Origin of the sequence: Shewanella sp. 10N.286.52.B9 (assembly GCF_002873635.1) — a bacterium.
In the GTDB taxonomy this organism is placed as follows: Bacteria; Pseudomonadota; Gammaproteobacteria; order Enterobacterales; family Shewanellaceae; genus Shewanella.
Genome location: NZ_MCTY01000061.1, coordinates 1 through 11,904, shown reverse-complemented (window position 1 = coordinate 11,904; position 11,904 = coordinate 1). Strand labels below are relative to the sequence as shown.

9 protein-coding genes are annotated in these 11,904 nt (G+C 39.8%); 1 reads left to right on the top strand and 8 read right to left on the bottom strand.

Annotation, left to right across the window (positions count from 1 at the left end):
- The coding region (locus tag BCU91_RS04915) for a tyrosine-type recombinase/integrase (protein WP_157936261.1) at positions 1-129 on the top strand (129 nt) is incomplete at its 5' end.
- A gap of 907 nt (positions 130-1,036) precedes the next feature.
- Here BCU91_RS04915 and BCU91_RS04905 read toward each other — a convergent pair.
- The 8 genes from BCU91_RS04905 to BCU91_RS04870 all read right to left on the bottom strand — a co-directional run bounded on the left by BCU91_RS04905 (position 1,037) and on the right by BCU91_RS04870 (position 11,842).
- Positions 1,037-1,513, bottom strand: coding sequence for a hypothetical protein (locus tag BCU91_RS04905; protein WP_102527851.1), 477 nt, complete (start codon positions 1,511-1,513; stop codon positions 1,037-1,039).
- 13 nt (positions 1,514-1,526) lie between these two features.
- Positions 1,527-6,551, bottom strand: coding sequence for an RHS repeat-associated core domain-containing protein (locus BCU91_RS04900; RefSeq protein WP_198590435.1), 5,025 nt, complete (start codon positions 6,549-6,551; stop codon positions 1,527-1,529).
- A 12-nt stretch (positions 6,552-6,563) separates the two neighbouring features.
- Complete coding sequence (locus BCU91_RS04895) at positions 6,564-7,502, bottom strand: hypothetical protein (protein WP_102531004.1); 939 nt, start codon at positions 7,500-7,502, stop codon at positions 6,564-6,566.
- A complete protein-coding gene (locus tag BCU91_RS04890) occupies positions 7,499-8,668 on the bottom strand; it encodes a hypothetical protein (protein ID WP_102531003.1) in 1,170 nt (389 codons plus the stop codon). Before BCU91_RS04890 ends, BCU91_RS04895 begins: the two co-directional genes overlap by 4 nt.
- A gap of 18 nt (positions 8,669-8,686) precedes the next feature.
- Positions 8,687-8,977, bottom strand: a complete 291-nt coding sequence (locus tag BCU91_RS04885; protein ID WP_102527847.1) for a PAAR domain-containing protein — start codon at positions 8,975-8,977, stop codon at positions 8,687-8,689.
- 77 nt (positions 8,978-9,054) lie between these two features.
- Entirely contained in the window at positions 9,055-9,408 is a 354-nt protein-coding gene (locus BCU91_RS04880) for a hypothetical protein (protein ID WP_102531002.1), read from the bottom strand.
- A gap of 2 nt (positions 9,409-9,410) precedes the next feature.
- Positions 9,411-11,291 carry a type VI secretion system tip protein TssI/VgrG gene (tssI, locus tag BCU91_RS04875; protein ID WP_102531001.1) on the bottom strand — a complete coding sequence of 627 codons (1,881 nt, stop codon included), beginning with the start codon at positions 11,289-11,291 and terminating at the stop codon, positions 9,411-9,413.
- A gap of 71 nt (positions 11,292-11,362) precedes the next feature.
- Entirely contained in the window at positions 11,363-11,842 is a 480-nt protein-coding gene (locus tag BCU91_RS04870) for a type VI secretion system tube protein Hcp (RefSeq protein WP_102527844.1), read from the bottom strand.
- Positions 11,843-11,904: the final 62 nt, after the last annotated feature.

Here is an 11,904-nt window from a genome sequence, read left to right as displayed (position 1 = left end):
CTCAAAGGCCATGACATTCGTACCATCCAAGAGTTATTGGGACACAGTGATGTCAAAACAACCGAGATATATACCCATGTGGTTGGTGGCCATCATACTGGGGTCATAAGTCCTCTTGATAGTCTTTAAGGCACACAACAAGACAAGCTACTAAAGCCATATCTTTTGCTTTCTGTGTTAGTAAATATAAGGCAAACACAGAAACACAAAATTAGAATGAGTCATTGTTCTAAATGATAATGGGGCATAAATGAGCTAAGCCCCCTAACCCAATTCTGGACAAAACGCGTTAGAGAATAAGCTCTGATAGTGGCTATTAGCATTAGGGGAAGTTGTGCTATCGGATGTGCGATAACACCCCGTTCATCGGAAGCAGTTTGGTTGGCTGAAATGAGCTAGGAACGCGCAATTGACAACCAAACGATTGCGAGCAGCCTATCCTTATTAGTTATAGTTCAAGCAATTTGTCTGCCTTGCTCAACACATCAGCTAATGAACTATGCCACTACAAAGTTTGAACTCTGCACTAAAAAGTCTTCTTGTACGTTTTTTCATAGTGTCACCTGTTAACTTATGAGGTGATGATATCACCTCTAACTAGGTGGCCAAATTAACTATGCCACTACATTGTGCCATTGCATAAGCACGTCTTTATTTGACCAGTGTTTTGCTTTATCGGCATTCACTTTAACGACTAAATGCAAATGATTACTCATCACGGAGTAAGCACAGATATCTATGGCAAAGATGGTGGCAAACTCAATAATTCGAGAGTCAACCCACTCACGCCTATGCTCAAAATTTTCACCGGTTGAATGATCAATACCACACAGAAAAGCCTTACGTACTTATCGTGAACAGCAGTGATAATAAGGTGTGTAATCTAGGCTAACTATTGCCTGTCTTGGTCTGGCCATCTTCAAATACCATTTAGGAAGGGTAAATAAAACGTAGTTTATTAGTTTGATATTTAGTCAAAAATCATGAGTGTCCATGTTATTTTTAGCGGTCTTAATCATGCACATCATTGGTGCTTTTATAGTTTTTTAAGTTCCTTTAATAACCCTCCTTCAAGTAACATTAAATCAGTTACAAAAAAGTCTTGAAAGGGTTCATCATACTTTCTGCTATGTCTACTGAAATTAGTAAACCTAAACCCCTTTTGTCCTTGTGCACCAACATTCATTTCACGGTATATAGCTAATCTTTCTCCAGCAACTTCTTCTTTGTATGTGTACAGTCCTGATGGAAGTCCTCCTTGCGCAGCACTTTTCCAGAACTTATTTTCAATAGAGTCAATTAACCATGAGATATTTTTTTTCAATAACTCAAATTGCTCAACATAATAGTTAGGTATATCTGGGCTTCCGAATTTAGGTGGGCTCAACTTAATAAAAAATGAAGTTTTTTCATCATTAATTAAAAAAAAAGTTTTACCCTCATAACCAAGCGCATCAAACTTACACTGTATTTCATAATTTAAATCTAGATTATATGGGTCTAATAATTTCATTATTCCTTCCTTTTTAAATAGGTAAAGCTGGTATTATTTCAACAGCTCCACCTAACTCATTTATTTTTAATGGATCTCGTTCAAAAGTAAAGGTTTCAACTACTCCATAGTCACCACTTATTTTCTCCCCCCATTTTGACGTTTTATCTACTTCAGTAAGACCATTACCACTATATAGATCATTTGCCCCAAACTGGTTCATCACCCTATATCGTGCTAGTAAAACCTTTGCATCTTTATTTTTATTAGCTTTTTGAAAATCTTTATAGTCTTCTTCAATAAAAACATTTCCACCAAAATCTTTATAGCTATCAAGATTACTTTTAAATTGTGAACTAAGCTCTGGTGTCATTATTTTTGCCATAACATCTGGCTCATCAATTCCCCTTTCTATAAAATCAGGCGCGAGCTCACGCTTTCCGAACTCGATCATATTTTCATATGTAGGAATAAATGTCTCTCGCTCTGTCGCTTCTGGCATTTCAGCCATATCTATAATAGCTAAGGAAAATTCTTGCTCTGGCTTATAGTCATTAATACCAAAAAGTGCTGCTATTAAATGAGGGTCGCTATCAGCCATTTCCATTTGTTCAAATGTAGTTGACCAATATGGTGCTCGCTTAGAGTCAGGTCTAGGAAATCCCAATGTTTCTCCTGCAGAGTCATCAGCGCTACCAAAAATTAATCGAACATAAAATCGATTGCTAATTTCTTTTTTAATAGCCATTTTATGAAGTTGTTCTTGAGTAAACCTTGGCTGATAACCATTTTTCATTAATTTACTTCGTGCTTCAACTAGACGTTTTTTTGCTTCTTTAATACTAGATGGCTCTTTATATTCGCTATCTTTTTGCTCTTGATGCTTATTTGCATCAAGCAATTCATCACCCGTTCCCGCCTCAATATGCTCAACCATTTCATCTGCTGTGTATGGTGAATCTACTAATTGAGAAATTGCTATCAATTTAACTTCAAGCTCTGGCGAAATGTTAGGGTTATTATTAATGGCCTTTGCAACTTTTGCTTGGCCTTCTTTACACAATAACCCAAACGGGTCCACCCAGTTCACTGGATTAGGCGCATATTGGTAATGGTTAATACCGCCCACTAAACCAATGGGGTCTTGATGAATAAATCTTGCCTGCTCTGGGCTGTAGTATCTAAAACGGTTGTAATGCAGGCCTGATTCATCATCAAAGTACTGGCCTTGAAAGCGCAGTGGGTTATCAATGTGATTAGCCACGTCAGCACTATTTTCAATAGGTGTTGAGACTGCATGACCAAATACATCTAACTGATTGCGCCATACGGTTTGTGCGTTGGCATCTGTTAAGCAAATCGGTGTACCGAGTTGGTCTAAATGGTAGTGATAAATTTGGCCATGTTTGACTAACGCTACCGGTAAAAAAGTCTCTGGCAGATAGATGTACCAGGTGTATTCACCTAGGCTGCATTCACCTATTAGTTGGTTATTATCCCAAATAAAATCGGTGCGGCCTTGTTCGGTGATTTTGGCGCTGCGTCGACCTAGTGCATCGTATTCATATTGGGCCAACTGGCCATTAACATTAATATGCACTAATTGGTTTAAGCCATTAAAGCTGCGCTGCTGTTTATCACCTTTAGCTAATTGGTTAATTTGATTGCCGCTAGCATCGTAACGGTAATCTATACCCGCCATGCTTAACAGACGATCATTTTTAACAATAACCTCATCAAATGGTGTATTTACAGTTAGCTCTGCTGGGCTATTTTCAGTCGATTTTTTATCAGTGCGATTGTTATCAGTTGCATTGTTAACAGCTACGTTATTAACAGCATGAGTCCCGATAGCCGTTTGCGGATTACCGAAAGCATCCCACTGATATTGGTGAGTGCCAGAACCTGACTTAATCCCTGCAAGCGGTCTGACAATTTGTTCTCTGTCATCAAAGACACTGTTATCAAAGACACTGTTATCAACGGCGCTAATATCATGCTCAGCGCTATCATGCACTGCTGTGAATGATTCTCCCTTACAAGCCGTGACATCTTTAACCAGCTGGCTGATACGGTTATAGGTAAATTGCTTAACCTTTGGCTGCTGGGCTGCTAACTCAGTTGATAATTGATTTAGCTGGTCTTGTTTATCGTATTGGTATTGACGGTATTCAAACGTGGCGGCGTCACATTGATTGGACCATGTTTGCGCGCTTAATCGTGAGAATGCATCAAACTCTTGGACTAACTCGAGCTGATTTGATTGTTGGCTTTTATGTAAAAGCCCCGAGGGTAGATATTGATAACTAACAAGTGTATTTAATGTTTGTTTATCAGACCTTGCTACTGCTGCATCTACAGTTGTTTGCAAACTAATATCTGTTAGTTGGCCATTGGTATTGTATTGATAGCCAATATTACTGCCATCGGGCAACACAAGATGCCTGCGCTGACCTTTATCATTATATTGATACTCAAGCTGCCAGCTGCCCTGAGTTGATGTGGCTAAACGGCCTTGAACATCATATTTCTGCTCAACTGTGCGATGCTGATTGTGAGCGCGGGTGATTTGGCCTAACTTGTCATATTGATAAAAGTTTTGGGTATTTAATAGTGGTGATAGTGCATTCGCTTCTATTTTGACATGACTGCTTTGCTTAACAATGCGCCCCATGGCATCACGGCTTAGCTCAATAAAGCGAGTATCACTGTCATTCACGGCAATCAGTTTATCATTAGCATCGTATTGATATTGCTGCTCGCGCCCATCAAAACCGACTAACTTTTTAGGTTGTTCAGTTGGCGTATAATCAATGGAATATTCAGCACCATCACTGCGGGCGATGCGTTTAAGGTTACGCTCTTTGTCATAATGAAACTTAAGCCAGCTGCCATCTGCAAAGGTTTGTTCGCTAGGCTGTGATAGCCCCTGATAGCTGAGCATGGTGTGATTTAACGATGATTCATTTGATTTATTATCTAGCACATCTGTATTGGTGCTCGCAATCTCATCAGCGTTTGTATCAAGTTGGCTGACATCTTGTGAGTGACAAGTCAGCCTCCCCGCATCATCAAACTGAAAGTATTTATTAACCGACTCTTCAGGCGCTGATTGAGGATAAGACTTTTGCTGAACAACTTGGCCTTTGTCATCTCGAATAAATTCGGTGACTAGCCCTTGTGGATCGATAACTGCATTGACTCGACCCAAACGGTCGTGGCTATATCGAGTGAGTGACTCCCCTACTTGCGTTGCGAGTAATTCGCCATCACGATCCCATAAATATTTATGCGTCACACCATCAAACTCAATTTTTTGCGTGACTTGACCAAAATCATTGTATTGATACTGGCGCTGACGACCATCAAAATTAATTTCAGACAAAATCCGACCTGTTGCATCGAATTGCTTTGATAACTTTCGACCCATAGGATCTTGAGTGAGAATACGTTGCCCTAAACGGTTGTATTCAAAACTTGTGACGCCCCCATCAGGTTGAACTATCGAGTCAATTTGACCTAAAGAGTTATACAGGTATTGGGTTTGATTATGATTAGCATCAATCGTGGCAACTTTACGACCTGCTGTATCATATTGATGTCGAGTAATATGTCCATTGGCATTATTATACTCAGTTAATAAACCTTGAGCATTATGAACAAACTTTTCTTTGCTTCCCAAAGAATCAACACAGCTGCTGCGCATTCCGTTTGCTTGTTGCTCATAGGCAAAGTGGTAATGATAGGTGTCATTGTCACCCCATTGCTCGATACATTTAGCACTGGCATTATGGCTATCCCATGCAAAGTGATGACTAAAACCCGATGCCCGAGTTCTGCGTTTTAGCAGATAAGTCGATGATTTGGGCCCTAGGGGATGTTTGTGTGGCTCAGCTTGTGTTTTAGGTTTAGCTGCGTCGACATAACTGTACCTTTCTACAAGGCCATTGATATCTGTTGCCGCTATTAACGCTTCAGCATCATCATATTGATAACTGGCTAATAATGATGGATGAACTTCTCGATTACCTTTATCATTCAGCACATATGATGACACCCGTAACAGATTATTTTGGGCGTTGTAATGTAATAACACCCCACGTTTAGGCCCTGTAGTAATCTGAGCTAAGCGGCCTTTTTTGTCATAGTACAGTTCAAAATATTGACCTTGATGGTTACTGATGGTTTCAAGTAACCATACCGTTTTGCCTTCGATTTCATAAAGCTTGAACGCCCAATGGCTCTCGTCAGGTTTAATCAGTACCTGTCGACCATCCGCTTGATGGACTAACGACCAACCTGTCGAAGTTTGAATGCTTGTTTGACCACGTTTAACGCAGTCAAACACATGTACCCGCCCTTCTTCATCTGTTAATTCATACCATTGCTTTGCTGGTTTTTTAGGGCCAATTTTAGGCGCTTCTTTATATTGATGAGTTAATTGGACACTGAAATTATGTCGCCAACCGAAGCCTAGTCCGATATTGGAATCGATTTTACTAGAGCGATATAAACGTCGCCACGTTAGGGGTAATAGGCCACTGATTTCGAAATCAACCAGCGGTAATATCTCTTCGCCACTTAACATGGAAACAGGATCGCTACGGCACTCTTGCTTATCAATAGCCACTTCTGTTGAGGTATTATTGGTTACAGAACCGGCTGACGCTGCTGAGCTAGCTTTCTTGCCGTTATTCGATTTTGGCGTTTTTTTAGCACTTGAACTTACGCCTGGCGTGGCTGTTTCTGTCGAGTATTGAATTTGCGGTTTAGGCACCTCAACATACACTCTGAGCAATGAACGCTCGATTGCTTCTGTCAGGTTTTTTACAATATTACGTGGCTGTAGCGTGGCAGATAATCCTGCTTGTAAAACTAAATCACGACCATAAATCAACGCGTTACGATCTCGAACTAAATGAGGTGATATCTCATTGATAACGTCTGTTAACTGATTTGCTTTATCAAAGGTTAATAGTTGGAAACCCGCTGGCGTAGACGCGCTTGTTAGCGCTACTACAATATGCCGATTTTGGCCATTAAAGCGAAAGTTACTCATTGTCATGCTTGTTTATGCCTCTATCCATGAGTATGTTGCTAATCCTAAATGCAGCGTTTGAGACACTTCAAGCTGTAAACTTTTCCCTGTTACAGTCTGTTGTTCATAGCGGTTAAAAAGATGCACAAAATTATATAAACCAGAGACACAACCAATGTCTCCTGTGAAATTTGTTGTCTGTGAAATGTCACTATCTGAATCAATTCTACCTGCAAGCTGTTCATATGCATTTAGCCAATTATCGGTCACTGTTTGATTAGCACCGGGTAAATACAATTGATTAAAAAGCTCTGGCTCGCACGCTTTATTTGCCTGCTGAAAAAGGCTTTGAATAGTTTGAGTTTGCTGCACTAAACTGCAGTTATTTTGACTTAATAGGTCAATGCTTAAACCAGTGGTATTAACCCTTAAGTTTGCCACCATTGCGGCTTCTGCTGGACGACTGCCAGATCCTTGTTCCTCGGTAATCAGATTTTCTGTCGCTAACAACTCTGCTAAGTCAAAAAATAAGCTATCAACAGAAATTAACACCACACTTTGTGAATCAAATGACATCGCTTCTAGTGCCTTAAAGGCAAACATTAACGAAGCGCTTCCATTAGGAAAAATCCGAGTGAGTGGATGTTCAAAACAATGTGGTAAATGTTGGTGAAGCACACTCACCCAGTGTTGTAATTCATTGGCAGAAAGGTTTGGCAGCAACCAAAAAACAGGCTTGCCCTGGTATGTTTTCCATACAGTGTCATTTTGTAAGTTTAACTTAAATAGCAAGTCTACTAAGCGATCAATTTTGCGTTCAGTAGATAAATTCGCCGCCATGACTGCGACAACATTTTGTGAGTTCTGCTGATATGAGAATTCTAACGGCTCACTAAAAGGTAAGTTAATCAATCGTTCAGTGTCGGTATTATCACCAATACTAAGACGGGTATGTTGGACATCTATAATCATGATGCCAACTTGCTATCTGCTGTGCTGGCAATTGCATTTGAAATAGTGCCGTGCAAACGATACTGGTGAAGTTGCGCTATTTTTTGATGAACCGGACTTGTTTGTGTCAGCAAGAATTCGATAGAACTCTCATTCACTTCAACGCCATTTAGCATTCGGCTGATAGTGTTATTTTGATTATAGTTAAGTGCGATAGCTGGCCAACGGTCAAGCAACTTCGCACTGTAAAACTGTAAATATTCACCACGTTTACCCAAATCGCTTTCAGATTGCCACTGAAGAGAAATTGCTTGTTCAAGCAAGGGACCTAAAATGATTTTGAGTGCATTAAACGCTGCCATTGTTTGCGAGGGTTGTTGCATCGCTTTCGCTAAAAAAGGCACAAACTTAATAAAACCAGAATACCCCATAACCTCAATCACTTTAGCCCTTAATGTATCGTCTTGGCTCATAACATTGAGTATCAAAGTGAGTTGTTCTTCATCTAAGGAGGCGATATAAAAATCAAATAAAATACTGTCTACCATTTCTAATTCAATAACATTTTCGTAGATCTTTAATGGCGCTTTTTTAACTTCCATCAGCAACTCAACATACAGTGTTGTCACTGGCGTTACTGGTGTCATTGACGTAGTTAGTCGTTCACTTGCTTGTTTGCGGTTAAGTCTTTGCCCTTGAAAAATACAAAGCAATAAGTATTGATGAATTTGTGCGGCTGTTTTCCCATCGCTACTCAATACCAATGGATGAATTAAATACTGGCTAGCAAGAAGTGCAAGATTGGGAAAGCTCTGTGCAGAATTGATTACGCTGCTATCAAATAGTCGTTGAAATAATAAACATTGCTGCTGTGAATTTTGCTGACAATGTAATCTTAAAAATAACTGAATGATGACCAACTGGTTTTGAACGTCATAATCCTCTTCAGATTCAAGTGCGCTTACGAGTTCAGTGACATTTTTAGCTTTAAGTAACAGGCTTTGGCTATCATTCTGACAAACATTCTGACTATCACTTTGGCTAAGAGCAGCACCTTCATTTAACGCTTTATAACTGATAAATAATGCTTGAGTATTATCTATAAGATTTTTAGGCGCACACTCAAAAGACGACATTATCACTTGTCGCTGCGCTAATAAAAAATCAAATCGCTCATGCAAACTCATCAATACATTCCTTGTCGTTTAACCAATCAGCACGGTAGGGTTACCTACAATGATCTTCCCACCATGCGCAGTGCCATCGCCTAAGCGAGCCGCTGGTTTTCCATTGATGAGTACTGAACTTGAGCCGGCATTGATAGTGTCAGGTGGCCCAACACAAATAAGCTTGTCACCTTTGCGCGCTGCAGGCATAGAACCTATTAACACATTGCCTGAACCCATGATAATTGGCCCGCCAACATGTGGTACTGGGCCTGGATTGGTCTTCGGGCAAACATGCATACAAGATAACGTCGCAGCTGGCATTCCCATCAAATATTCCTTTTTTTGTTAGCGCAAATAGCATTGGGTATATAAACATTTAAAACTGGCAGTTCAGATATTCAGGGTTAATCTGAATCGATTAGAATTACCAATAATTGCTTTCTTTCGATTGCATTGGATATTGCCGTAATCATCTCTGCTTCTGTTATCTGACTACTGCTAAATTCCTCAGCGTTTAAGTATTGATAAATACGCTGCAGAATATCAGTTTGATTATTCCAAGTATGACGACTTATCAAGAATTGCTCACCAAAAAGGCTGGATGCTGACAATGCTATTTCTGGCTGATTTAGCAGCGGGTCCATTGGCTTATCAATAGGTTTACAAATCAAATAACGATAGCCAAATCGACAAACAATTTCGTGCCCTCGGCAAAATGCGCCTAATTGACCTACGCCAGCATATGATGTCGAGGTCATAACTAATTTAGCTTAATTTGAGCGGCTTTGAGGGCAATACTCGCCCCATTAACTTTAACGTCTGTGCCTTTGATTTTAATATTGGTGCCTTCTATTGAAATCGAACCGTCACTGCTCATTTTGATACTGGCGCCACCCGTTTTAATCACAATTTCATTACCCGCTTCAATATTAAGCACTTTGCCAACTTTAACGGTCTCGTTATTGCCAATATCCTGCTTTCTATCATTGCCAATTTCTAGCTTGCTATCGTTGCCTACTTTTTCATTATCGTTATTGACGACTTCGGTAAACCTGTCATTGCCAACTTTATCTTTTTGGTCATTTTTAACATTTAAATGATGATCTTTTTCGGCCTGAAAAAATAGCAACTCCTTGCCTTTTTCATCATCAAAACGCAACTCATTGAAGTTGTCAGCGCCGCCTTCTTTTGTGCTATGTGACTTAATTCCCGATTGCGTTTTTTTAGCAGGTAAAGCATATGGAGGCATCAAATCAGCATTGTAGACAGCACCACTGATAATAGGCTGGTCTGGGTCGCCATTAATGAATTCAACCAACACTTCTTGGCCAACTCGTGGAAAGAAAAAGGCTCCCCACTTATTGCCAGCCCAGCTTTGTGCGACACGGATCCAACATGAACTTTTTGAATTAAACTCGCCTTCTCTATCCCAATGAAATTGCACCTTAACTCGGCCAAACTTATCAATATGCTGTTCATCACCAGGTTCACCGGTCACAACAGCGGTTTGAACGCCGTTGATTAACGGCTTTTGCATCAATAGAGAACTACGGTAAGGTGTTGAATTGGGAACACATTCAAAATCATTGTGATAGACAGCATGACTACCTGATTGACTCGCACCCGATTGATTAGGCTGTGTCGCTGATGTTCTTAAAGCACTCACAAGAAAAGTCTTACCTTTAAAACTGCTATTCTCATGATCTTTAAAGGTAAAAAACTTACCCACTGTAAAGCTGCGGCAATCGCTTTGACCACTGCATTTATTCATATCTTTTTGAAAAGCTTCTAAATGATTATCTGCTAATGGTTGGGAGCGACTATTTAGCTCAGACTCGCCAAGATAATCAAATACTTCTAGATTTTTTTGCTCCGGCAAATCGTTTTTAGCATTGCTGCCAGATGGGAATTTTTTAGGTTGAGTATAATCATATCCCTTTTGAGCAAATCCGCCGCTTACCATGCTCATACCACCTTGCCAGTGAGAAACATGTGACTCGGCTAGATGGCCTGAAAAACAACGAACCTGTGCTTCATCGCAGGCGTTATAAGCAGTGATGTCATCAGCAAGGACTAACTTATGATCGCCTATACTGTGGTCGAAAAAGTAAAAAATACCCTCTTGCTGTAATAAACGTGTCACAAAATCAAGATCTGACTCAAGGTATTGAACACAATATTCGTAATTGGGATAAGTACGGGTTGTCTTATTTTGAAAACTGACGGCATGTTGACCAAATATGTCAGTAAGAATATCGATAACAGACTGATTTTGAAAAATTCGGCAGTTAGTTCGTTGCTTCATTAACGCAGCTCGAGGAACGATAACCGCTTGATAATCAATATAGTCTTGTGCCACATCTGCAGCAGCGGTTCGCATTCCAGCAGATTCAATATGGCTTATTACGCCATGGAAATATCTAGCTGCACCATCGCTTTCGGCATTTCTCAATGAGATACAAACATTTTTGCCGACTAAGTCCTCAAGCTTGATTTGAGTACCAATAGTAAACATTGAAACACTAATTGAGAACAGCTGGGAAATCGCTTCAGAGGCAGTAAAATGTGTTAGGTAGAGCGTATCTTTACCTAAAGGAGTCGTAATACTAATGATATTGTTTTTTTGCGTAGCCTTTAGCATTCCTTGCCTCAGTCTTTATAGGTAAAGAACTTGGAGGAATTTCTCCTCCAAGATACAAGATCACAAATGGATTACATTTGTTGACCTTTAACACCGCTGTAGCCATAACGTAGCGCTGCAGTGATGTTGTTTTTGTCATCTGTAGGTGTAACTGCCATCATCATCTCTGTGTAGCTGATAGTGATAGTTTCAACAGGGCGGTCACCTTGAATTGACACGCTGTAGCTTGAAATCATTGCATCAGTTAATTCGATCTGCATGATTTCTTCGATTTTGTCACCTTGTTTGGTGATATGGAAAACAGCTTTTTTACCTTTACCGATTGTTGCTTCTTTAAAGATATCTGTTGAAGCATTATCTTGAAGTTTAGTGATTGTAACGTCACCTAAACGAGTTGAACTTGCTTCACGATCTTTAGCAGTACCAGTGAAAGAAGAAATCTCACGGCTTACATTCCAATCTACAGATAAGACAGTGATCATGTCTTTGAATTCTGCAGCAGTCGTTTCGCCTTTAATACCTTCGTAATCTAAATATGTATTCGCTTGCATTATTAATGCTCCTTTTGCGTAAATATCATCCATTAGTGGATAGGTTTATATAAGTTTAAATA